This is a genomic window from Roseateles sp. (assembly GCF_039595295.1).
In the GTDB taxonomy this organism is placed as follows: domain Bacteria; phylum Pseudomonadota; class Gammaproteobacteria; order Burkholderiales; family Burkholderiaceae_C; genus Roseateles.
In genome coordinates this window covers 33,179-55,767 of sequence record NZ_JBCNLU010000018.1, presented here as the reverse complement: position 1 = coordinate 55,767, position 22,589 = coordinate 33,179, and the positions used below count along the sequence as shown (strand labels likewise).

The window sequence follows — 22,589 nt, the reverse complement described above, 5'->3', positions numbered from 1 at the left end:
ACGGGGAACGGATCGTCGGATCCATGGCTCTCGGCGGACGCGGCGCCGCGCGCGGAAACGAAAGTCATGGAGCGACGGCCCTTCTGGGGCGGCCGTCGCGCGCGAAGGGCGCATGATGGCCGCGTCGCGGACCGGGCGGCAAGCATCTCCGCGAGCGAGGGCGGACCTTCAAGGTCTCTCCACATTCCACGCGCAGCATGCGCCGCCATGCCCAGGATTCTCACATTCCGCGCGCGCGCGGCCGCCCGCCTCGCCAACGCCACATCCGCGACGATGACTTCCTTCACCCCCGATGGCCGCATCGCGCTACCCGCGCTGAGGGTGCTGCCCGCGCTGCTGCCGGTGGTGCTCGCGCTCGGGCTGAGCGCCTGCAAGAGCGACAGCGACGGCAAGGGCAAGGGCCCGCAGACGCCGCCCGAGGTCGGCGTGGTCATCGTCGGCACGCAGGACGCGCCGCTGACGCTGGAGCTGCCCGGCCGGCTGTCCGCCAGCCAGGTCGCCGAGATCCGTCCGCAGGTCAGCGGCATCGTGCTCAAGCGCCTCTTCGTCGAAGGCTCGACGGTGCGCGCCGGTCAGCCGCTGTATCAGCTGGACGCCGCGACCTATGAAGCCGAGCTCGCCCGCGCCGCGGCGGCGCTGCAGAAGGCCGAGGCCCAAGCCGGCGTCGCCCGCACCCGCGCCGAGCGCGACGCCGAGCTGCTCAAGGCCGATGCGCTGAGCCGCCAGGCTGCCGACGACAGCGCCAGCACCGCGCGTCAGATGCAGGCCGAAGTGGCCGTGGCCCGCGCCGCGCTGGACGCTGCGCGCGTGCAGCTGGAGCGCACCCGCATCAGCGCGCCGATCGCCGGCCGCACCGAAGTCTCGTCGGTCACCGCCGGGGCGCTGGTCACCGCCAATCAGACGCAGGCGCTGACCACCGTGCAGCAGCTGGACCCGATGCAGCTGGACATCGTGCAGAGCAGCGCCGAGATCCTGCTGCTGCGCCGTCAGCTCGATAGCGAAGGCAAGGGCGATCAGGGCGCGAGCCGCCAGATCCGGCTGCTGCTGGAGGATGGCAGCGAGCATCCGCAGGCCGGCACGCTGCAGGTCAGCGGCGTGACCGTGGACCGCGGCACCGGCGCCGTCACGCTGCGCGCCACCGTGCCCAATCCCAAGGGTACGCTGATGCCCGGCATGGTCGTGCGCGCCAAGCTGGTCGCCGGCGTGGACGGCGACGCCATCGTCGTGCCGCAGCAAGGCGTGACCCGCACGCCCACCGGCGACGCGTCCGCGCTGGTGGTCGGCGAGGGCAACAAGCTCGAGCTGCGCCGCCTCAAGATCAAGCGCGCGCTCGGCAACCAGTGGGTGATCGGGTCCGGGCTCAAGGTCGGCGACAAGCTGGTCGTCGAGGGCCTGCAGCGCGTGCGCGCCAACCAGGTCGTCACGCCGGTGCCGGCGGGCTCGACCAAGAACGGCAAGAAGAAGGGCGGCGCCGAGGGCGCGGCCAAGCCCGCGTCGGCGCCGGCCTCGGCCGCGTCGGTGGCCGCGGCGGCGACGCCCGCCACGGCGGCGGCGATCACGGCTGCCGCTGCGGCTGCCATGACGATGTCGACGACGCGCGGGAGCGTCTGATGGCCTCGTTCTTCATCGACCGGCCCATCTTCGCGTGGGTCATCGCCATCGTGATCATGCTGGCGGGCGGCGCCGCGGTGAGGATGCTGCCGCTGGAGCGCTATCCCGACATCGCCCCCACCCGCATCTCGATCAACACCAGCTATCCGGGCGCGGCCGCCAAGGCCATCGAGGACTCGGTCACGCAGGTGATCGAGCAGAACCTCAAGGGCATCGACGGCCTGTTCTCGATGGAGTCCTCGAGCAACGCCTCGGGCGGCGCCAGCACGGTGCTGAGCTTCGTCGCCGGCACCGATCCCGACCTGGCGCAGATGCAGGTCCAGAACAAGGTCTCGCAGTCGCTGTCGCGGCTGCCGCAGGCGGTGCAGGCGCAGGGCGTGCGCGTGACCAAGGCGGGCACCGAGAACCTGATGGTGATCATGCTCACCAGCGACGACCCGAACATGAGTTCGGCCGACCTGGGCGACTACCTGTCCAGCACGCTGGTGGACATCATCAGCCGCATCGAGGGCGTGGGCGACGTCAACGTCTTCGGCTCCGGCTACGCGATGCGCATCTGGCTGGACCCGACGCAGCTGCAGCGCTATGCGCTGGTCCCCGGGGACATCCGCAGCGCGCTGCTGGCGCAGAACACCGAGGTCTCCGCCGGTCAGCTCGGCGCGCAGCCCGCGCCCGAAGGCCAGCGCCTGACGGCCATCATCACCGCGCGCGCCAAGCTCACGACGGCCGAGCAGTTCCGCAACATCGTGCTGCGCGTGCAGCCTGACGGCTCCGCGCTGAAGCTGGGCGACGTCGCCCGGGTCGAGCTGGGCCGCGACAGCTACACGACCAACGTCAAGAGCACCGGCCAGACGGCCGCCGGCATGGCCATCCTGCCGGCCAGCGGCGCCAATGCGCTCAAGACCGCCGAGCTGGTCAAGGCCAAGCTGGCCGAGCTCGAACCCTTCTTCCCCCACGGGATGAAGTCGACCATCACCTATGACACGACGCCCTTCATCAGCGTCTCCATCGAGGGCGTGGTCCACACGCTGATCGAGGCGATGGTGCTGGTGGTGGCGATCATGTATCTGTTCATGCAGAACCTGCGGGCGACGCTGGTGCCCGCGATCGCGGTGCCGGTGGTGCTGCTCGGCACCTTCGGGGTGCTGGCGCTGGCGGGGTACTCGATCAACTCGCTGACCATGTTCGGTCTGGTGCTGGCCATCGGCCTGCTGGTGGACGACGCGATCGTCGTGGTCGAGAACGTCGAGCGCCTGATGCGCGAGGAGGGCCTGAGTCCCCGCGACGCGACCCGCGCCAGCATGAAGGAGATCAGCGGCGCCCTGGTGGGCATCGCGGTCGTGCTGTCGGCGGTGTTCATTCCGATGGCCTTCTTCGGCGGCTCGACCGGCATCATCTACCGCCAGTTCTCGATCACCGTGGTGAGCGCGATGATCCTGTCCGTGCTGGTGGCGATGAGCCTGTCGCCGGCGCTGTGCGCGACGCTGCTCAAGCCGGTGCACAAGGGCGAGCACGCCGCCCACGGCGGCCCCTTCGGCAAGCAGCTGGACGGGTTCTTCGGCGGCTTCAACCGCCAGTTCGACAAGTTCACCGAGCGCTACGTGACGCGGGTGCGCTGGCTGACGGCGCGCGGCGTGCGCAGCTTCCTGGTCTATCTGCTGCTGATCGGCGGCATGGCGCTGCTCTACAAGTCGCTGCCGACCTCCTTCCTGCCCGACGAGGACCAGGGCAGCCTGCAGATGCAGGTCCGCATGGCACCGGGCGCCACGGCCGAGCGCATGGAGGCCGTCGCGCAGGCGATGGAGGCCTATCTGGGCGAGCAGAAGGAAGTCCAGTTCTACAACCTGGTCCGCGGCGCCAGCGGCGACCAGGGCTCGGGTCAGGGCTTCATCCGGCTGACCGACTGGAAGGAGCGCCCCGATCGCCGGCAGAGCGCCGCCGCGTTGGCCGAGCGCTTCAGCCGCGAGCTGGGCAAGAAGATCCGCGACGCCAACATCTTCATCGTGCAGCCGCCGACGGTGCGCGGCCTGGGCGGCAGCGCCGGCATCCAGCTCTTCCTGCAGGATCTGGGAGGTGTCGGCAACGAGGCGCTGGCCGAGGCGCGCGATCGCCTGATCGACGAGGCTAACAGGCATCCCGAGCTGGCCCGCGCGCGCATCAACAGCCTGACCGAGACGCCGCAGCTGCAGATCAACATCGACGATCAGAAGGCCGGCACGCTGGGCGTGGCGACCACGACGATCAACGACACGCTGTCGATCGCGCTGGGCAGCAGCTATGTCAACGACTTCATCGACCGTGGCCGCGTCAAGCGCGTGCTGGTGCAGGGCGAGGGCGCCTACCGCGCCGATCCCGAGGCGCTGCGTCACTGGTACGTGCGCAACGCCAGCGGCACGATGGTGTCCTTCAACGCCTTCGCGACGGCGACCTGGCAGAACGGTCCGCGTCAGCTGGTCCGCTACAACGGCAGCGCCGCGTATGAGATCCAGGCCGACGTGCCGCCGGGCGTGAGCTCGGGCGCGGCGATGAAGGCGATGGAATCCATCATGCGCGAGATGCCGCCCGGCATCGGCTTCGAGTGGTCGGGCCGCAGCTATCAGGAGCGGCTCTCGGGCGACCAGGCGCCGATGCTCTACGCAGTGTCGGTGCTGTTCATCTTCCTGTGCCTGGCGGCGCTGTACGAGAGCTGGTCGGTGCCCTTCAGCGTGATGCTGGTGGTGCCGCTGGGCATCATCGGCGCGCTCGCGGCCAGCCATCTGGGCGGGCAGCAGAACGACGTGTTCTTCCAGGTCGGTCTCTTGACGACGGTGGGCTTGTCGGCGAAGAACGCGATCCTGATCGTGGAGTTCGCCGAGACCCTGCTGGGGCAGGGCATGGGCTTGCTGGAAGCGACGCTCAAGGCCTGCAAGCAGCGATTGCGGCCGATCCTGATGACCTCGCTGGCCTTCATGATGGGCGTGCTGCCGCTGGCCTTCGCGAGCGGCGCGGGCTCGGGCTCCCAGCGCGCGATCGGGGTCGGCGTGCTGGGCGGCATGGGCTCGGCGACGCTGCTGGGCATCTTCTTCGTACCGCTGTTCTATCTGTGGGTGAAGCAGCGCTTCAGCCGGGCGGGCAGGGTCGCGCCGGACGTCGGCGCGCCATCGTCCGGCTCTGATGCCGAGGGCAAGGGCCACGACCAGGACCACGGCGATCGGGGTCTGGGCAACGCGGAGGTGAAGGCATGAAGCGCAAGCTCCGAATGAAGCCGTTGACGACGTCGGCGGCGGCCCCGATGACACGTGCCGTGATGGCGCTGTGCGGCCTGCTCGCGCTGAGCGCTTGCGGCAGTCTGGTGCCCGCGACGGACCCCATCCGGCCGCCGGTGCGGGAGGACTTCCGCGTGCAGACGCCGGCGGTGTCGGCCGCGGCCTCGGGGCCGAGCGCATCCGTGCCCGCATCCGCATCCGATGCGGTCGTCGCCAACGAGTGGCGCGGTTTCTTCGCCGATGAGCGCATCGATCACGTCGTCGCCATCGCGCTGGGGCAGAGCCGCAGTCTGCGGGCGAGCGCCGCGACGGTGGAGCGCGTGCGGGCGCAGTACCGGATCGCGGAGTCGGATCGGCTGCCGCAGCTGTCGGCCGGCGCGTCGGCGACGCGGCAGCGCATGGCGACCAGCGATCCCGCCACGACCTATGCGGTGAACCTCGGCCTGGCGGCCTACGAGATCGATCTGTTCAATCGCCTCGGCAGTCTGGAGGGCGCGGCCTTGTCGCGCTTCCTGGCGGAAGAGGAGAACCAGCGCAGCGCGCGGCTGAGCCTGGTGGCCGAGGTCACCAATGCCTGGCTGACGCTGGCGGCGGAACGGCAACGTCTGATGCTGGCCGAGCAACTGCGAGACAGCCAGCGCCGCACGCTGGATCTGACCGAGCGGCAGTACCAGCTGGGCGCGAGTTCCGGGCTGGAGCGAGCGCGGGCGCGGGCGGCCTTCGAGTCGGCGCGCGGTGACGCGGCGCGCAGCGCGGGCGCGGTGGAGCAGGCGCGCTTGCGCCTGGAGCTGCTGGCGGGACAGCCGCTGGCGGATGAGCTATTGCCTTTGGGGCAGGACACGCGGGTCGCGACGGCGTTGCCGGAGATTCCAGGCGGACTGCCCGCGGATGTGCTGCTGCAGCGGCCCGATCTGCGCGCGGCCGAGCAGCGTCTGCGGGCGGCGGCTTTCGATGTCGGCGCGGCACGTGTGGCGCGCTTCCCGCGATTGACGCTGACCGCGAGCGCCGGAACGCGGAGCGGGGACCTGGAGGGATTGTTCAAGTCGGGCAGCGGCGTGTGGAGCTTGATGCCATCCATCGACTTGCCGATCTTCGACGGCGGCGCGCGCCGGGCGAGGGTCGAGGTCAGCGAGGCGACGCGCAAGGAGGCCCTGGCGAATTACGAACTGGCGTTGCAGTCGGCGTTCCGCGAGACGGCGGATGCGCTGGCGGTGCGGGATCGACTTGCCGAGCGGCTGGATGCGCAGCAGGCGCAGGTCGCGGCGGCTGAGCAGACGCTGCGGCTGGCGGAGCAGAGCTATCGGCTGGGGAGCATCAGCCAACTGGAGCTGCTGGATGCGCAGCGGCAGTTGGCGACTGCGCGGCAGCAGCTGGTGACGCTGCGGCAGACGGAGCAGGCGAATCGCGTGGAGCTGATGCGCGTGCTGGGGGGGCGCTGGGGGGCTTGAGGAGGAGGGTGGGGCTCGCTGTGTGCACCGGCCCTCATCCCAACCCCTCTCCCACTTCATGGGAGAGGGGCTTCGTTGCCCTTGCTCTGCCTTAGTCCGCCGTCCCGATGACCGGCAGATCCCGAACGAAGTCGTCCATCTGATACGGGAAGCACACCACGTGCGTCCGGATCGGGCTCTTGTTGATCCTGAGGATCAGCTTCACCAGCTCCGAGTTCTCATGGCAGCGCTCGCGCTCCACGCTGGCGAAGCGATTCGGCGCCTGCCGCAGCGACGTCACCAGATCCACGCTGTTCTGCGACGGAATCAGCGCATCGCTCACGAAGTGATAAACCTGGACCCGCGCCTCGGGCAGGTCATAGCGCTGGCTCGATCCCGGCAGGCTGTTCACGTTCAGCTGCGCCACCAGCGCGTTCTGCTTCCCCTCCAGATAGGACTTCCAGAACGCCGGCAGCACCTGCTTCCCATCGGCGCTGAAGACCTCTTCGGGCTTGTACGAATAGCCCTGATAAGCCTGATACGCGTCCATCACGCGTCGCAGATGCTGCGGGATCAGATCCAGATTCCCATACCGCGAGTAATCGTCCCGCGGCAAGCCCGCCAGCGCGCGCAGCGCCGAGTCCGCGGTGCGATACGAATCGAACGGCCCACCGCCGACGGAGACCTGCTTGATCGTGACATCCTCGGCCGCCAGATTGGGCAGCGACGCCATCGCGCCGAAGCCGCCCAGCGAGCCGCCGGTGACGCGCAGCTCGCGACCGAGTTCCGCCCGCTCGTGCTGGCGGAAGTATTCGCGCACCGCGATCAGCATGTCCTGGGTCTGCGCCGCCGTGTCAGTCGCGACCAGATAGGACTGCGGCAGCTTGGCCGAGTCGCCCAGGCCGATCAGATCCGGCACGAAGAAGACGTGGCCGCGGCCCGCTGCCATCAGACCAGGAATCGTGAGCACGTTGTTGCCCGCCGAGGGCGCATCGGTCGCATCGTTGTCCGCGGCGCCGCGATGTCCGATCACCATCGGCATGCCGTTGTAGTTCGGTCGCGATCCGTCGGCGTCTTGCGTCGGCATCAGCAGCATGCCGCTCAGCGTCACCGGATTGCCCTTGGCATCGGCGCTGCGGTAGGTCAGCTTGAGCGCCTTCGCCCCGTAGCGAGCGCCGGGGCTGACCAGATGCGGCAATTCCAGGCGCGCCAGCACCTTGAGGGCCTCGCGTTCGAACGCATTTCTCGTCTCGCGGCGCGCCAGCACGTCGATGAGGTCGTTGATCTGAGCGTGTGACAGCGTCGACTGCGGATGATCCCGGTCCAGCTTGAGCGGCAGGTCGGTCGCGTCGACGAGACTGCCGCGACGCAGGGTGCCCACCCCGAACCACGCGATGCGTTTTCCGCCCGCCCGGAGTTCGTAGGTTTCATCGGTCGTCAGCGCCTCTTGCGGCATCAAGGTGATGTGACCGGCGACGCCGCCCTGAGGCAGCGCCCGCTCGCTGGACGACACCGTCCGCATCGGCACCGGGCTCAGCGACTTGCCAATGAGCGTGAAGTCATTGCAGGCGCCCGCCGTCGGCGCGGTGTAGGTCAGCGTGATCAGCGGATCGACGAAGGCGCGGTCGACCCCATTGGAGGGCGTGACGTGCAGCGCCCGGCAACCGCTCACGGACGGCGGGACGATCTCGGCGGGCTTGACGGATTTGCCGCCCTCGCCATCGCCGCCGCCGGAACAGGCCGTCAGTGCGATCGCGGGGAGCAGGAGGGCGAGCGCCCAACCCGCGCGACGGCGCTGGGGCGGGCGAGGCGACGAGGCTTGGGCGTCGCAGCGCGGGGTCGGGGCGGTCACCGGGTCGGAGGACGCGAGCCGGCGGGAGGATGAGGAATGGTGCATGGGCATGAAGCTTGACGTTGACGAAAGCGTCGATGCTCGAAGCGGCCGTTCATTCGTCCAATGGCGGCGATCGGGCAGAGGCCGGCGCACCACCGACCCATGTCTGCGTATCGCTGACTTCCAACCCGGGCGCCGGCCCGCACGCGGTTTGCCCATCGGACACACGCATCACGCCCGGGCCGTTCGGCTTTTGTAGACTTCGTCCTGATGACTTCCTCGGCCCGCCTCTCTTCCGCAAGTCCTGGCCCCCTGGTGGGGGAACCCGCTGCCGAGTCGACGCCGCGCTTCGATCGCCTGGATGCCCTGCGCGGGCTGGCGATGGTGTGGATGACGGCGTTCCACTTCTGCTTCGACCTGAGCTACTTCCGGGTCATCGCGCAGGACTTCTACCGCGATCCTTTCTGGACCTGGCAGCGCAGCGCCATCGTCAGCTTGTTCCTGCTGTGCGCCGGCGCGGGGCAGGCGGTCGCGGTCGGGCAGGGCCAGACCGCCTTCCGCTTCTGGCGGCGCTGGGGCCAGATCATGGGCTGCGCGCTGCTGGTGTCCATCGGCTCGTACTGGATGTTCCCGCGCTCCTTCATCAGCTTCGGCGTGCTGCACGGGATGGCGCTGATGCTCATCCTCACGCGCTTCGGCTTCGCTCGACTGCCCAACATCGCGCTGTGGCTGCTGGGCGCGGTCGCGATCGCTTTGCCCTTCCTGATCCAGGATCCCTTCTTCGACACCCGCACCACGAATTGGCTGGGTCTGGTCACGCGCAAGCCGCTGACCGAGGACTACGTCCCGCTGCTGCCTTGGCTGGGACCGATGCTGTGGGGCTTCGCGCTGGCGCGCGCGGCGTCCGTGCGGACCTGGATGCAGCGCCCGCTGACCAGCGTGGCGCGGCCGCTGGCGCGGCTGGGTCGCTGGTCGCTGTCGTACTACATGCTTCACCAGCCGGTGCTGATCGGCGCGCTGATGGGCGCGCGGCAGATGGGGTGGATCTGAGAGCGGCGACAATCGCGCCCCATGAACGCTCCCTCCAAGACCCAAGTCCTGTTCGGCTTCCATGCCGTCACCGTGCGGCTCAAGACCGCGCCCGAATCGGTGCAGGAGATCCATTTCGACGGCACCCGCAAGGACCAGCGCATGCGCGCGTTCCTGGAGAAGGCCCAGGCCGCCGGCGCCAAGCTGGTCGAGAGCGATGACGACCGGCTGCAGAAGCTGGGCGGCTCGCACCGCCATCAGGGCGTGGTGGCGCGGGTCAAGGCGGTGGGTCAGTCGCACTCGCTGGACGACGTGCTGGACGGCGTCGAGGGGCCGCCGCTGGTGCTGGTGCTGGATGGCGTGACCGATCCGCACAACCTCGGCGCCTGCCTGCGCGTGGCCGACGGGGCCGGCGCGCATGCGGTGGTCGCGCCCAAGGACCATGCGGTGGGCCTGAACGCGACGGTGGCCAAGGTCGCCAGCGGCGCGGCCGAGACCGTCCCCTATCTGATGGTCACGAATCTGGCGCGCACGCTGGGCGAGCTCAAGGAGCGCGACATCTGGGTGATCGGGACCTCGGACCAGGCGGAGAAGACCCTGTACGACCTGGACCTGACCGGTCCGGTGGCGCTGGTGCTGGGCGCCGAGGGCGACGGCATGCGTCAGCTCACCGCCAAGACCTGCGACGAGCTGGTGCGCATCCCCATGCAGGGCGCGGTGGAGAGCCTGAACGTCTCGGTCGCCGCGGGCGTGAGCCTGTACGAGGCGCTGCGGCAGCGTCAGGCCAAGGCCCGATAATCGCCTCACTGCGGCCCTTCGGGGCCGCGCCAACATCTGAAGGCCCCGTGTGGGGGCCGCTCTTTACCGGATCGCACACCGCCATGGCCGTCATCGAAGTCAAGCACCCCCTCGTCAAGCACAAGATCGGCTTGATGCGGGAGGGCGACATGTCCACCAAGAAATTCCGTGAGCTGACCAACGAGGTCGCCCGTCTGCTGGCCTACGAGGCGACGGCGGACTTCCCGTTGGAGAAGACCACGATCGAAGGCTGGTGCGGCGAGGTCGAGGTCGACCAGATCGCCGGCCGCAAGGTGACGGTGGTGCCCATTCTGCGCGCGGGCCTGGGCATGCTGGACGGCGTGCTGGACATGATGCCCAACGCCAAGGTCAGCGTGGTCGGCCTGGCGCGTGACCATGAGACGCTTCAGCCGGTGAACTACTTCGAGAAGTTCGTCGGTCAGCTGGACCAGCGCACGGCGCTGATCATCGACCCGATGCTGGCGACCGCCGGCTCGATGATCGCGACGGTGGACCTGCTGAAGAAGCGCGGCTGCAAGGACATTCGCGCGCTGGTGCTGGTGGCCGCGCCCGAAGGCGTGGCGGCGCTGAGCCAGGCCCATCCGGACGTCCGCTGCTGGACGGCCGCGATCGACTCCCACCTCAACGAGAACGGCTACATCATCCCGGGCCTGGGCGACGCGGGCGACAAGATCTTCGGGACCAAGGACGCGTGAGCGGCCCGGCGCCCGAGGCGCTGAAGCCCGCTTTCGCCGCTTTCGCCGCTTTCGCCGCTTTCGCCGCTTTCGCCGCTTTCGCCGCTTTCGCCGCTTAAGCCGAGCCGGTCGCGCCCGCCACCCGATCCGCATACAGCGCCTCGAGCCGACGTCCGCAGACGCGGATGTCGAAGCGCTCCATCGCCAGCGCGCGGGCCTGGCGCCCCATGGTGTCGAGCAGTTCACCGTCGCCCAGCAGGGCGCACAGGTGCTGGGCGAGCGCCTCGTGGTCGTGCTCGGCGAAGGCGAAGCCGGTGCGGCCGTGGGTGATGCCCTCGTCGCGCCCGCCGACCGACGAGGTCACGACCGGCACGCCGGCCGCCTGTGCCTCCAGGATGGAGATCGGCAGCCCCTCGGCATCGCCGGATTCGCTGACGACGCTGGGCAGGCAGAAGATCGCGCTGTGTCCCAGGAGCTGGCGCACGTCCTCCGAGGTCTTCGCGCCGAGGAAGTCGACCGGCGCGCGCAGCTCCCGGGCGATCGCCTCGTTGCGCTCCTTCAGCGGGCCGTCGCCGACCACCTTCACGCGGGCCTCGGGGAAGCGCCGGTGCACCAGGGCCATGGCGCGGATCAGCACCTCCAGCCCCTTCTTCTCGACTTGCCGTCCGACGAAAAGGATGTGCGGCGGACGCGAGCTCGGCGGGATCGGCGCGGGGTGGAAGGCGGTGACGTCCACACCGATGAAGACTTTCTCGATCTTGTTGGCGGGCAGGCCGTAGCCCATGATCGCGCGCTGGCGCACCGCCTCGGAAACGGCGATGAAGGACACGCGCGGGTCGGCGGCCATCTCGCGCAGCTGGCGGGGATAGTCGCGCAGGTGCTCGCCGGCCTTGCCGGACTCCCACCACTCGGGATGGGTGTGGATGTCGTAGCCGTGCAGGGTGACGACCACGGGCAGATCCAACTGCTTGAGCCAGGACCAGGCGGCGACGGCGTCGACGCCGAAATGCGCGTGGATCAACTCGGGGCTGGGGCCGTCGACCGGCGTCATCAGCGCGCGCAGCGAGGCGGGCATCGGCCAACCCAGCCGGCGGAACAACCGCCAGCGCCAGCGATCGAGCGCGTTGTCGGGGGTGATCAGATGGATCCGCAACCCGTCCAGGGACAGTCCTTTCGGTGCCAGGCGCTGGCCCACCAGCGTCGCCTGCCAGTTCGTCAGCTTCAAGGCCTGCTGTTTCACGAAGGTCTCGGACAACGGCAGCAAGGCGTTGCGGACCACAAGTACACGTCTCAACGCGCCCTCCGGATCGGCCTCCGTTCGAGCGAAGGCTGTTCTTGTCGATGAATGGGCGGAATCTTCGGAAAGTGTTGCAAAGTTGTAAACACTCGAAGCGGGGGGAACGCGAGGGAAACGGGCGAGGAATCGGCAGAAGGGCCGCAGGCCAAAGCGTCTTAGACGACGCCCAACGCCCCCAGCACGCCACCGCCCACGACCATCCACACGATGCCCAGCTTGGTCCGCATCGTGAGGAACAGCGTGGCCAGCATCAGCGCCAGGGTCGCCCAGCGGTGGTGTTCGTCGACGAGATAGGGCGCCGCCAGCAGCCAGCCGGTGGCGAGCATCAGCCCCAGCGTCAGCGGCGCCATGCCGACGGTGAAGGCGCGCACCCCGATGTGGTCGCGGTTGCGGCGCGCCCAGCGCGTCGCCGCCAGCACCAGCGTGGTCGAGGGCAGCATGATCCCCAGCATCGCCGCCATCGCGCCGATCAGGCCGGAGACGTTGAAGCCCAGCACCGCCACGAACAGGATGTTGGGGCCCGGCGCCGCCTGCGCCAACGCGATCGAGCTGGTGAAGCTCTGATCCGTCAGCCAGTGGCGCTCGTCGACCAGGAAGCGGTGCATGTCGGGCGCCGTCGTGATCGCGCCGCCGATCGACAGCAGCGACAGCACCAGGAAGTGCAGCATCAACGCGCCGAGCTCGGGCCAGCTCAGGCTGCCCATCAGCACGCTCATGGCTGAACGTCCCGTGCGCGCCGGAGCGCCAGCAGCGCCAGCGCCATGCCCAGGCCGCCCACGCTCAGCACGATCCAGAACAGCGGCAGCTTCAGCCAGACCGTCGCGCCGATCACCAGCGCCGCCAGCGCCAGGCCGGGCCACAGTCCCACCGGGTTCTGCTTGAGCGAGGGCAGTAGCTTCAGACCCGTCGCCAGGATCAGGCCGGCCGAGACCGCGCCCATGCCGCGCAGCGCGCCGGTCATGCGCGGGGAGGCCAGCCAGGTCGTGGACAGCGCCGCCAGGATCAGCACGATCACGGCGGGGAACACCATCATCCCGGCCAGCGCCACCATCGCGCCGCGCAAGCCGAAGAAGCGGTCGCCGATCATCAGCGAGATGTTCACGATGTTGGGCCCGGGCAGCACTTGCGCCACGGCCAGGGTCTCGACGAACTCCTCGCGTGTCATCCATCCCAGGCGCTCGACCAACTCCCTCTGAGCGACGGCCAGCACGCCGCCGAAGCCTTGCAGCGCGAGTCGGCTGAAGGCCCAGAACAAATGGCAGAGGGAGCGCGGCCCGGCGCCCCCTTCGCTCAACGCAGCACCTTCAAGGCGTCAGGGTTGACGATGCCGCTGGGTTTGCCGGCCATGAAGTTCAGGACGTTGTCGAAGGCCGCGTCGAAGTACATCTGGTAGCTGTCCAACTCCACGTAGCCGATGTGCGGCGTGCACACGGCGTTCTCCAGCCGCAGCAGCGGATGGCCTTGCAGGATGGGCTCGGACTCGAAGACGTCGATGGCCGCCATGCCGGGACGGCCACGGTTCAGGCCGGACACCAGCGCGCCGTCCGCGACCAGTTCCGCCCGCGATGTGTTGACGAAGAGCGAGGTCGGCTTCATTCGCGCCAGATCCTCGGCCGTCACGATGCCGGTGGTCTCGTCGGAGAGCCGCAGGTGCAGAGAGAGCACGTCGGCCTGCTCGAAGAAGGATTCGCGCGTGTCCGCCGCCTGGTGGCCGTCGGCCTGGGCGCGCAGCCGCGAGCCCTCGCTGCCCCAGACGATGACCTGCATCCCGAAGGCCTTCCCATACCCGGCCACCAGCTGGCCGATCTTGCCGTAGCCCCAGATGCCCAGCGTCTTGCCGCGCAGCACCATGCCCAGGCCGAAGTTGGGCGGCATGGAGCCCGACTTCAGGCCCGACTGCTGCCAGACGCCGTGCTTGAGCGTGGAGATGTACTGGGGCAGCCGGCGCATCGCGGCCATGATGAGCGCCCAGGTCAGCTCGGCCGGTGCGATCGGTGAGCCGCCGCCTTCCGCCACCGCGATTCCGAGCCGCGTGCAGGCGTCCAGATCGATGTGCTTGCCGACCCGGCCGGTCTGCGAGATCAGCTTGAGCTTGGGCAGCTTTTCCAGCAGTTGCCGAGGGAAATGGGTCCGTTCGCGGATCGTTACCAACACTTCGGCATCACGCAGCCGTACCGACAGCTGCCCGATTCCCTTGACGGTGTTGGTGAAGACCTTGGCGTTCAGCGCGTCCAGCTTGGCGGCGCAAGGCAGCTTGCGCACGGCGTCCTGGTAATCGTCGAGGATGATGATGTTCATAGGCGTGCGGGTTCCGATCCTAACCGTGTCGCCGGGCAGGCCCAAGGCCATCGGGCGAGCGCCGTGCAACAGAACTCAACAGGCACTAGCATCCGGCCCGCTTCGCATCCGGGGGGCGCCGCATCGGGCGCGTCCCCTTCGTTCATTCGCCAGCATTCGCCAGCCAATCACCCGTGATGGGCTGAGCACGACAAGGAGATCTCTCATGGACATGTACGCCGCCACCGTCCCGGTGTTCGACCGCACGCTCGCGAGCATGCAGAACTGGATCCGTATCGCGCGCGATCACGCCAAGGCCAAGGGCTTCGACGAGTCGGTCTATCTGACGCTGCGCCTGGCGCCGGACATGCTGCCGCTGCCGCGCCAGATCCAGATCGCCAGCGACGCGGCCAAGAGCGGCGCCGCCCGTCTGGCGGGGATCGAGGTGCCGAGCTGGCGCGACGACGAGGCCACGCTGGACGACCTGATCGCCCGCATGCAGAAGACGCGCGACTTCGTGAAGTCGGTGAGCGCCGAGCAGATCAATGGGAGCGAGACCCGCGCGATCTCGGTTCCGCGCCGCGACAAGGAGCCCTACAAGTTCGAGGGCCAGGACTTCGTCCGGTTCTTCAATCTGCCCAACTTCTACTTCCACGCGACCACGCTGTATGCGCTGCTGCGCCACGCGGGTGTGCCGATCGGGAAGATGGATTTCCTGGGGCAGGCGAAGTAAGGGACCGAGGTCGTACGCCAGACCTCGAATACCCTCTCCCCAGCCCTCTCCCGCAAGCGGGCGAGGGGGCATGCGGCTCGCTGCCATGCGACCACCGCGGTCGCCGTTCGCTTCCTCTCCCGCAAGCGGGCGAGGGGGCAAGAGGGCGAGGGGGCATGCGGCTCGCTGCCAAGCGACCACCACGGTCGCTGTTGACTCCCTCTCCCGCAGGGCGGGAGAGGGCGGGGGAGAGCGGGCGAGGGGGCAAGAGGGCGAGGGGGCATGCGGCTCGCTGCCGAGCGACCGCCGCGGTCGCTGTTGACTCCCTCTCCCGCAGGGCGGGAGAGGGCGGGGGAGAGGGTGGGAGCTCTCGCAGTCCGCAGTCTCAGCCCAGGCACCGCAGCGCCGCCGCGATGGCGGCGTCGCGCTGCTTGACGTAATCGTCGAAGGACGAGAACGCCCGCTTGGCCGGATCCTGGTTCAGCACGTAGATCGTGGACACCAGATGCCGTGCCGGAACGAAGATGCTGTAGAAGCTCAGCGGACCGGGCCGCGAGAGATCCTTCTGATGCAGCGCCAGCACCTCCGCGTCGCCCACGCGCTCGCGCTTGACGACGGCATCGTCCTTGGACGTCGCGGAGCGCTCCGCGATCTGCTGCATCTGCGCCAGGATGGCGGCGCGGTCCGCCTCCGCCGATTCCGGCGTCGACAGCTCCACCTTGAAGTTCACGAAGGGCAGGCCCTGCGGCGTCGCCAGCAGCACCCGGTAGCCGTCGGCCATCGACACCTGCCGCGTCCCGCTCGCCGTCGAAACCGAGCGCGTCGGGACCGATTCCGGCAGACGGCCGCGCTCCAGCAGCTTCAACTCGCCCTTGCCGACGCAATCGGCGATCGGGCCCAGCGGATCGCCGCTGCGTTCGGCGCGGGCCGGGGCCGTGGTCAACACCAGTGCGGCGGCCACCGGCAGCAGGCAGACGTGGAGCAATTTCATTCGCGATCCCTCGGAAGCGTCTTGGAAGGGACGCAGTATCACGGCGCTGAGCGCCGTCCTCGTTCCCCCGAAAGAGCGGAACGGGCACAGGGGAAACCCCCAAGAGCGGGCCGGACGCCGAACCTGCCGAACTCAGCCCAGCAGCCGGCGCAGCAAGCTCTTGCTTTGCTCCAGCTGGCGGTTCAGGAAGACCAGACGCGCCTCGGCCTCGGCCTGGTTGAAGGTCCGGGCGACCTCGGTGTAGATCGCCGTGCGCAGATGCCACAGGTCCTGCGGATGGCGGCTGTGCACGATGTGGCGAAGCAGGGCCCGGATGCGCTCCTGCGCCGCGGCGTCGCGGGAAGCCTCGGCCCGCTCGCCCAGGTCGGCCAGCGTCGTCCGGAACGAGGTCCGCAGCCGGGCCATCGCCCGGGCGCTGGCTTGTGGCCGGCGTCCGTCGCGCGGCCATAGCCGCATCAGGCTCTGGAAGATGGAATCCCCACCGCGCCGCCGTGCCGGTGCGTCGTTCATCGCCGCGCCCCCGGTGCCGCCCAGGCGCGAGACCGGCTCCGCCCAGGCGAGCGAATCGGCACAGCGCGTTTCCAGTTCTTCCAGATCCGTGGGGTCGACCGCCTCGGCCGCATCGACCATCTCATCCCAACGAGACAGACTCGGACTCGCCTTCATGGTGTGTTCTTCGTGGCGTTGCTCGGCGCGCGTCCCTCGACGTCCGGTTCCCCCATGGAACCTCCCTCAATCGCGCGGCGTCCCGGCATCTATGGCCCGGATCGCGAGACGATTGTGGTTTTCGCCCTAGCACGATGAACCCTGAATAAGGCAGTGACAGGGCCCTCACATCGTGCTCAAGTTCTCATCCGACCTGCCGATAAAGGGCTGACTGGGAGGTCGGACGGGCCTCAAGAAGGGAAATGGACGGTCGCCACCGTCCAATTGCCCGGATTCCCGTCCGAGGGGGCCGGACACAATCCGGACAGGCGGCCGAAGGGCCCGGCCGGGATGTGCCCGACCGCGCCCGCCGTGCCGGAACGACCCGCGTCGAAAGCCCGATCACATGGACATCGCCCGACCCAGCATGCAGAACTTGAGCGTTCCCGCCCCGCTGGCCCAGGAATGGGAGCAGCTGCTGACCCGCGCCCGCGAGGGCGCCCTGCCGCTGCCCGAGCTGATGGACCGGGGCAACTTCTTCCAGGGCCAGAACCTGGGCGAGGCCGCCGCCCATCTCTATGAGACCTGGCTGACCCGCGAGGACCACCCCGCTGCCGCCCGGCTGGTGGCCCTCTACAACTGGGGCACGGTGCTGGGCAACATCCAGCAGCACGCCCGCGCCGAGCAGGTCTATCTGCAGGCCCTGGCCATCAGCCCGAGCTTCGCCCAGGCGCGGCTCAATCTGGGCCATCAGCTGGAGCACCTGGGCCGCGTCGACGAGGCGCTGGCCGCCTGGGCGCAAGTCCATGACGCCGAAGGCTCGATCGAGGCGCTGGGCGCCGACCCGACGGGCCTGCGCACCCACGCCTTCAACAATGCCGCCCGGCTGCTCGAGGTCCAACGCCGTTACGAGGAATCCGAGGCGCTCATGGTCCGCAGCCTGACGCTGAATCCCGAGCAGACCGACGTGATGCAGCATTACGTGCACATCCGTCAGAAGCAGTGCAAGTGGCCGGTGTACCAGCCCTTCGGCGAGGTCACCCACAACAAGCTGCTGATCGCGACCTCGCTGCTGGCCACGCTCAGCGCGACCGACGATCCGGCGCTGCAGATGGGCGCCGCCCAGCGCTTCGTCCACGAGAAGGTGACGAAGCAGAAAGAGGTGCTGTGGAAGCATCCCGTCTCGGTCGCCGCGCGCGCCGAGGGCGGCAAGATCAAGATCGGCTACCTGTCCGGCGACCTGTGCATGCACGCCGTGGGCCTGCTGACGGCCGAGCTCTACGGCCTGCATGACCGCCAGAAGTTCGAGGTCCACGCCTTCGACTGGAGCCGCGACGACGGCACCGCGCTGCGCAAGCGGCTGCTGATGTCGATGGACAAGGTCTGGCGCCTGCACGGCCTGGACGACGCCACCGCCGCCAAGCTGATCGCGCAAGCCGGGATCGACGTGCTGGTCGACCTGCAGGGCCTGACCAGCGGCGCCCGCCCCAATATCCTGGCCCACCGGCCCGCGCCGGTGCAGGTCAGCTACCTGGGCCTGCCCGCGACCTCGCTGCTGCCGGGCGTGGACTGGATCATCGCGGACCGCTTCGTGATGCCGCCCGAGTACCTGCCCTACTGCAGCGAGAAGCCCATCTACCTGCCGCACTGCTACCAGGTCAGCGACCGCCAGCGCGAGATCGGCGCCGATCCCACCCGCGCCCAGTACGAGTTGCCGGAGAACGCCTTCGTCTTCTGCTCCTTCAACAACAACCACAAGATGAACGCCGAGATGTTCGGCGCCTGGATGGAGATCCTCAAGGGCGTCCCGAACAGCGTGCTGTGGCTGCTGGCGGACAACGAGTGGGCCCGTGCCAACCTCGAGCGCGGCGCGCGCGAGGCCGGCGTCGATCCGGCCCGGCTGATCTTCGCCCCGCGCGTCGCGCCGCCGGACTACCTGGCCCGCTTCCAGCTGGCCGACCTGGTGCTGGACACCTTCCCGTACAACGCCGGCACCACCGCCAGCGATTGCCTGTGGATGGGCACGCCCATCCTGACGCGCTCGGGCCGCAGCTACATCTCCCGCATGTGCGGCAGCCTGCTGACCGCCGTCGGCCTGCCGGACCTGATCACTTTCTCCCTGGACGAATACGTGCAGCGCGCCATCCAGATCGGCCTGAATCCGGGCCGGGCCCGCTCCTACAAGCGCTACCTGCGCGACGAGGGACGCAAGAGCGCACTTTTCGATATGCCCGCCATCGTGCGCGACATGGAGCGCGAATTCGAGCAATTGGCACTCGCCCACCGCGGCTGAACTTGACAAGATTCGCGAACCCATCAAACCCGCCCCATGACCCGGCCGCACGACCCCTTCTTCGACGGTGACCAGCGCGCCCGCCGCCCCGGCCTGCGCCTGGCGGCCGAGGACGGCCATCGCGCGCCCGGCATGCCGGAGGAGCCGCACGACCCGCTGGCCGACCTGGCCCAGCAACCCGCGATCGACCCGCTGCTGCAATGCCTGGCCTGGCTGACCCAGCACCATGGCCGCTCGCGCTCGGTCGAGTCGCTGCGCGCCGGCGCCCCGGTCGAAGGGGCGCTGAGCCCGGATCAGGCCATCCGCCTGATGCGCGAAGCCGGCTACAACGCCGGCCTGCTGCGCAAGGGCATCGAAGAGATCAACCCGCTGCTGCTGCCCGCGGTGCTGCTGCTCAACGGCGGCGACGCCTGCGTGCTGGTGCGCCGTCTGGACGAGGATCCGGCCGCCGGCGGCCTGCGCTACGAAGTCGTCTTCCCCGGCCCCGAGGCCGCCAGCTGCGTCGCCCCGGCGGCCGAGCTGGACCAGGAGTACAGCGGCTTCATCCTGGCGGTCACGCCGCAGGAGACCTCGCAAGCCCGGCCGATCGCCGGCAAGACCGATCAGCCGCTGCTGCAGCCGGACTCGCACTGGCTGTTCGGCACGCTACGCCGCTTCATCCCGTATTACCGCTCGGCCATGCTGGCCGCGCTGCTGAGCAACGTGCTCATGCTGGTGTCCGGTCTGGTGACCTCGGTCATCTACGACAAGGTCATCCCGCATCACGCCTTCGTCACGCTGTGGACGCTGGCCGTGGGCGCCGGGCTGGCGCTGCTGTTCGACCTGTTCTCGCGCCAGCTGCGCAGCCACCTGATCGACCTGGCCGGCCGCAAGACCGACCTGATCGTCGGCGCCAAGCTGTTTCGCCAGACCCTGGGCGTGCGCATGGAACACCGCCCCGCGTCCGCCGGTTCCTACGCCCATTACCTGGCCCAGGTCGAGGTCGTGCGCGACTTCTTCACCTCGGCCACGATGTCGGTCCTGACCGATCTGCCCTTCGTGCTGCTGTTCGTGGCGATGACCTTCATCATCGGCGGCCCGCTGGGCTGGGTGCTGGTGCTGGCCATCCCGCTGATGCTGGCGATGAGCTTCGGCATCCAGGGCTATCTGCGCCGCGCGATGCGCACCAACATGACCGAGTCCGCCGACCTGCACGGCACCTTGGTCGAGGCGCTCGAAGGCCTGGAAGACCTGAAGACCTCCGGCGCCGAGGGCCGCTTCCTGCGCCGCTACGAGCAGAGCACCGCCATCGTCGCCGAGTCCGCGCTGCGCGCCCGCACCATGGCCAGCTGGAGCATGAATATCTCCATGACCATGCAGCAGGCGATCAACCTGGTGATGCTGGTCTGGGGCGTGTACCTCATCAGCGAGAGCACCATCAGCGCCGGCGCCCTGATCGGCGCGGTGATGTTTGCCGGCCGCGCCACGGTGCCGCTGAACAGTCTGGTGAGCCTGGCCACCCGTTATCAAGGCGCGCGGGCCGCGATGCTGTCGCTCAACGCCGTGATGAGCGCGCCGCTGGAGCGCGAGTCCAACCGCAACTACGTCCCGCTGAATCAGATCACCGGCCGCATCGGCCTGAACGACGTCGGTTTCAGCTATCCGCCGCAAGGGGATGCGCAGTCGCCCAAGGTGCTGCGCAACGTCACGCTGCGCATCCAGCCGGGCGAGCGCGTGGCCATCCTGGGCCGCATCGGCTCCGGCAAGTCGACGGTGTTGCGCATGCTGGCGGGCCTGTACCAGCCGACCGAAGGCATGGTCGACGTCGACGGCATCGACCTGCGCCAGGTCGATCCGGCCGAGTTCCGCGGCAAGGTCGGCTTCGTGTCCCAGGAGCCGCGGCTCTTCCACGGCACGCTGCGCGACAACGTGCTGATGGGCCGCCATGTCGACGCGCAGCGCCTGGTCGAGGTGGCCAAGCTCACGGGCCTGGACCGCGTCGTCGCCGGCCATCCGATGGGCTGGGACCTGCCGGTCGGCGAGATGGGCTCGCTGTTGTCGGGCGGTCAGCGCCAGCTGGTGGCGCTGGCGCGCAGCCTGGTCGCCAAGCCTCAGATCCTGCTGATGGACGAACCCACCAGCTCCATGGACGCCCAGTCCGAGATCGCCTTCCTGCGCCAGCTGCGCGACGCCGCCGGCAACTGCACGCTGATCATGGTCACGCACCGTCCGGCGGTGCTGGAACTGGTCTCGCGCATCGTCGTCGTCGACAGCGGCCGCCTGGTGATGGACGGCCCGCGCGACCAGGTACTGGCCGCGCTGTCGGGCGCGCGTCCGCCGGGTCAACAGGCGGCTCCGGGACAACCGGGCCAGCCCGGTCAGGGCCAGCCGGCCGAGCAGGGCGCGCCAGTGCACGTCCATCCGGCCGCCCAGGCCATGAATCGCGCGGCCTCGGTCTGATCCGAAGCCGCTGATCCCACACCCCCGAGCCCCCGCCATGTCGCAGTCCCGCAGTCTCAGCCGCGAAGAAGGCCTGTTCGTCGGCAGCGTCCAATCGGCGCTCATCGACGAGCCGCTGCCGCGCGCCGTCTGGGCGCTGTACCTGATCGGCGCGGTGCTGCTGGCGGGCATCGTCTGGGCTTCGCTGGCCACCGTCGACGAGGTCACCCGCAGCGACGCGCGCATCGTGCCGGACGGCAAGGAGCAGGTCATCGCCAGCCTGGAATCGGGCACCTTGGGCAAGCTGCTGGTCCATGAGGGCGAGGAGGTCGAGGCCGGCCAGGCACTGGCCGAGCTGGACCCGACTCGCGCCGAGGCCGCCGAGAACGAGAGCCAGGCCAAGCGCCTGGGCCTGATGGCGCAGGTGGCGCGGCTGCGTGCCGAGGCGCTGGGCGTGGCGCTGAAGTTCCCCGACGAGGTGCGCCATGTGCAGCGCCTGGTCGACAGCGAGACCGAGGTCTTCGACACCCGCCGCCGCGTCTTGGACGAGGCCGTCTCCAGCAGCAACCGCAGCATCGGGCTGTTGTCCAGCGAGCTCAAGCTGGCGCAGGACATGGCGTCCAAGGGGCTGATGTCCAACGTCGAGGTGATGCGGGTCACGCGCCAGGTCAACGAACTGCAGCAGCAGCGCAACGAGCGCATCAGCCGCTTCCGCCAGGATGCCAGCACCGAGCTGTCCAAGGCGCAGACGGATCTGGCGCAGCTGGACGAGCAGCTGGTGGTGCGGCGCGACGCGGTGACGCGCTCGGTGCTGAAGTCGCCGGTCAAGGGGCTGGTGAAGAACATCAAGATGAACACGGTCGGCGGCGTGATCTCGTCGGGCTCGCCCATCATGGAGATCGTGCCCATCGGGCCGCGCATCCTGGTGGAGGCGCGCATCAAGCCCAAGGACATCGGCTACATCCAGGTCGGCCAGGAGGCGGTGATCAAGCTCAACGGCTATGACTTCAACGTCAACGGCGGGCTGCATGCCAAGGTCGAGTACGTCAGCCCGGACGCGCTGGGCGAGACGGAGAAGAACAACGAGGGGACGTATTACCGCGTGCTCATGACCGCGGAGCGGAACACGCTGCGCGCGAAGGGTGAGCCGCTGCCGGTCATCCCCGGCATGACGGCGATGGCGGATATCCGGACCGGGGAGCGCTCGGTGCTGAGCTATCTGCTGCGGCCGATGCTGAAATCGCGTGAGGCGATGCGGGAGCGTTGAGCGCCGAGCGCGGAACGCCGAGCATTGACCCCGAAGACCCTCTCCCCAGC

The 22,589-nt window shown here is 69.1% G+C and carries 17 protein-coding genes; 10 read left to right on the top strand and 7 right to left on the bottom strand.

All coding sequences use genetic code 11. The features are described 5' to 3' along the window. Nucleotides 1-273 precede the first annotated feature (273 nt). From ABDW59_RS14630 to ABDW59_RS14620, 3 genes are read left to right on the top strand one after another with little or no spacing between them, the layout of a single operon-like run. Nucleotides 274-1,611 carry an efflux RND transporter periplasmic adaptor subunit gene (locus tag ABDW59_RS14630; RefSeq protein ID WP_343630568.1) on the top strand — a complete coding sequence of 446 codons (1,338 nt, stop codon included), beginning with the start codon at nt 274-276 and terminating at the stop codon, nt 1,609-1,611. Beyond that, nucleotides 1,611-4,835 (top strand): efflux RND transporter permease subunit, encoded by a 3,225-nt coding sequence (locus tag ABDW59_RS14625; RefSeq protein ID WP_343630567.1) that lies wholly within the window; start codon nt 1,611-1,613, stop codon nt 4,833-4,835. Before ABDW59_RS14630 ends, ABDW59_RS14625 begins: the two co-directional genes overlap by 1 nt. Then, on the top strand, nt 4,832-6,304 hold the full coding sequence (locus ABDW59_RS14620) for an efflux transporter outer membrane subunit (protein ID WP_343630566.1): 1,473 nt from the start codon (nt 4,832-4,834) through the stop codon (nt 6,302-6,304). The genes ABDW59_RS14625 and ABDW59_RS14620 overlap by 4 nt, the downstream gene beginning before the upstream one ends. 91 nt (nt 6,305-6,395) lie before the next feature. Here ABDW59_RS14620 and ABDW59_RS14615 read toward each other — a convergent pair whose 3' ends face one another. After that, entirely contained in the window at nt 6,396-8,135 is a 1,740-nt protein-coding gene (locus ABDW59_RS14615) for a hypothetical protein (RefSeq protein ID WP_343630565.1), read from the bottom strand. A gap of 297 nt (nt 8,136-8,432) precedes the next feature. On the opposite strand from ABDW59_RS14615, the gene ABDW59_RS14610 reads away from it, so the two are divergent. From ABDW59_RS14610 to upp, 3 genes are all read left to right on the top strand, one after another. Next, nucleotides 8,433-9,167 (top strand): heparan-alpha-glucosaminide N-acetyltransferase, encoded by a 735-nt coding sequence (locus tag ABDW59_RS14610; RefSeq protein ID WP_343630564.1) that lies wholly within the window; start codon nt 8,433-8,435, stop codon nt 9,165-9,167. Between the two features lie 21 nt (nt 9,168-9,188). Further along, complete coding sequence (gene rlmB / locus ABDW59_RS14605) at nt 9,189-9,944, top strand: 23S rRNA (guanosine(2251)-2'-O)-methyltransferase RlmB (protein WP_343630563.1); 756 nt, start codon at nt 9,189-9,191, stop codon at nt 9,942-9,944. An 83-nt stretch (nt 9,945-10,027) separates the two neighbouring features. Then, nucleotides 10,028-10,660 carry a uracil phosphoribosyltransferase gene (gene upp / locus ABDW59_RS14600; RefSeq protein WP_343630562.1) on the top strand — a complete coding sequence of 211 codons (633 nt, stop codon included), beginning with the start codon at nt 10,028-10,030 and terminating at the stop codon, nt 10,658-10,660. A 94-nt stretch (nt 10,661-10,754) separates the two neighbouring features. On the opposite strand, the gene ABDW59_RS14595 is transcribed toward upp, so the two are convergent. The 4 genes from ABDW59_RS14595 to ABDW59_RS14580 form a co-directional block, all read right to left on the bottom strand. Continuing rightward, a complete protein-coding gene (locus ABDW59_RS14595; RefSeq protein ID WP_343630561.1) occupies nt 10,755-11,933 on the bottom strand; it encodes a glycosyltransferase in 1,179 nt (392 codons plus the stop codon). A 158-nt stretch (nt 11,934-12,091) separates the two neighbouring features. Further along, a complete protein-coding gene (locus ABDW59_RS14590) occupies nt 12,092-12,652 on the bottom strand; it encodes a chromate transporter (RefSeq protein WP_343630560.1) in 561 nt (186 codons plus the stop codon). Beyond that, complete coding sequence (locus ABDW59_RS14585; protein ID WP_343630559.1) at nt 12,649-13,230, bottom strand: chromate transporter; 582 nt, start codon at nt 13,228-13,230, stop codon at nt 12,649-12,651. The genes ABDW59_RS14590 and ABDW59_RS14585 overlap by 4 nt, the downstream gene beginning before the upstream one ends. Further along, nucleotides 13,227-14,234, bottom strand: coding sequence for a D-2-hydroxyacid dehydrogenase family protein (locus ABDW59_RS14580; RefSeq protein WP_343630558.1), 1,008 nt, complete (start codon nt 14,232-14,234; stop codon nt 13,227-13,229). The genes ABDW59_RS14585 and ABDW59_RS14580 overlap by 4 nt, the downstream gene beginning before the upstream one ends. A gap of 205 nt (nt 14,235-14,439) precedes the next feature. On the opposite strand from ABDW59_RS14580, the gene ABDW59_RS14575 reads away from it, so the two are divergent. Further along, nucleotides 14,440-14,946, top strand: coding sequence for a DUF1993 domain-containing protein (locus tag ABDW59_RS14575; RefSeq protein WP_343630557.1), 507 nt, complete (start codon nt 14,440-14,442; stop codon nt 14,944-14,946). Nucleotides 14,947-15,310: 364 nt separating this feature from the next. Here the strand turns inward: ABDW59_RS14575 and ABDW59_RS14570 are convergent, their stop codons facing one another. Beyond that, nucleotides 15,311-15,916, bottom strand: a complete 606-nt coding sequence (locus tag ABDW59_RS14570) for a hypothetical protein (RefSeq protein WP_343630556.1) — start codon at nt 15,914-15,916, stop codon at nt 15,311-15,313. A 132-nt stretch (nt 15,917-16,048) separates the two neighbouring features. Continuing rightward, the gene (locus ABDW59_RS14565) at nt 16,049-16,582 is read right to left on the bottom strand and encodes a hypothetical protein (RefSeq protein WP_343630555.1); all 534 of its coding nucleotides are present in this window, start codon (nt 16,580-16,582) and stop codon (nt 16,049-16,051) included. A gap of 415 nt (nt 16,583-16,997) precedes the next feature. Between ABDW59_RS14565 and ABDW59_RS14560 the strand changes: the two genes are divergently transcribed. The 3 genes from ABDW59_RS14560 to ABDW59_RS14550 are packed head-to-tail and all read left to right on the top strand — an operon-like array spanning nt 16,998 to nt 22,539. Further along, nucleotides 16,998-18,854 (top strand): tetratricopeptide repeat protein, encoded by a 1,857-nt coding sequence (locus ABDW59_RS14560; protein WP_343630554.1) that lies wholly within the window; start codon nt 16,998-17,000, stop codon nt 18,852-18,854. Between the two features lie 36 nt (nt 18,855-18,890). After that, a complete protein-coding gene (locus ABDW59_RS14555; RefSeq protein WP_343630553.1) occupies nt 18,891-21,293 on the top strand; it encodes a type I secretion system permease/ATPase in 2,403 nt (800 codons plus the stop codon). 37 nt (nt 21,294-21,330) lie between these two features. Next, on the top strand, nt 21,331-22,539 hold the full coding sequence (locus ABDW59_RS14550; protein ID WP_343630552.1) for an HlyD family type I secretion periplasmic adaptor subunit: 1,209 nt from the start codon (nt 21,331-21,333) through the stop codon (nt 22,537-22,539). Nucleotides 22,540-22,589: the final 50 nt, after the last annotated feature.

Coding starts and splice junctions, on each gene's coding strand:
- ABDW59_RS14630 (WP_343630568.1), top strand. CDS start 274: ATGACTTCCTTCACCCCCGATGGCCGCATCGCGCTACCCGCGCTGAGG.
- ABDW59_RS14625 (WP_343630567.1), top strand. CDS start 1,611: ATGGCCTCGTTCTTCATCGACCGGCCCATCTTCGCGTGGGTCATCGCC.
- ABDW59_RS14620 (WP_343630566.1), top strand. CDS start 4,832: ATGAAGCGCAAGCTCCGAATGAAGCCGTTGACGACGTCGGCGGCGGCC.
- rlmB (WP_343630563.1), top strand. CDS start 9,189: ATGAACGCTCCCTCCAAGACCCAAGTCCTGTTCGGCTTCCATGCCGTC.
- upp (WP_343630562.1), top strand. CDS start 10,028: ATGGCCGTCATCGAAGTCAAGCACCCCCTCGTCAAGCACAAGATCGGC.
- ABDW59_RS14590 (WP_343630560.1), bottom strand. CDS start 12,652: ATGAGCGTGCTGATGGGCAGCCTGAGCTGGCCCGAGCTCGGCGCGTTG.
- ABDW59_RS14580 (WP_343630558.1), bottom strand. CDS start 14,234: ATGAACATCATCATCCTCGACGATTACCAGGACGCCGTGCGCAAGCTG.
- ABDW59_RS14575 (WP_343630557.1), top strand. CDS start 14,440: ATGGACATGTACGCCGCCACCGTCCCGGTGTTCGACCGCACGCTCGCG.
- ABDW59_RS14570 (WP_343630556.1), bottom strand. CDS start 15,916: ATGAAATTGCTCCACGTCTGCCTGCTGCCGGTGGCCGCCGCACTGGTG.
- ABDW59_RS14565 (WP_343630555.1), bottom strand. CDS start 16,582: ATGAAGGCGAGTCCGAGTCTGTCTCGTTGGGATGAGATGGTCGATGCG.
- ABDW59_RS14555 (WP_343630553.1), top strand. CDS start 18,891: ATGACCCGGCCGCACGACCCCTTCTTCGACGGTGACCAGCGCGCCCGC.
- ABDW59_RS14550 (WP_343630552.1), top strand. CDS start 21,331: ATGTCGCAGTCCCGCAGTCTCAGCCGCGAAGAAGGCCTGTTCGTCGGC.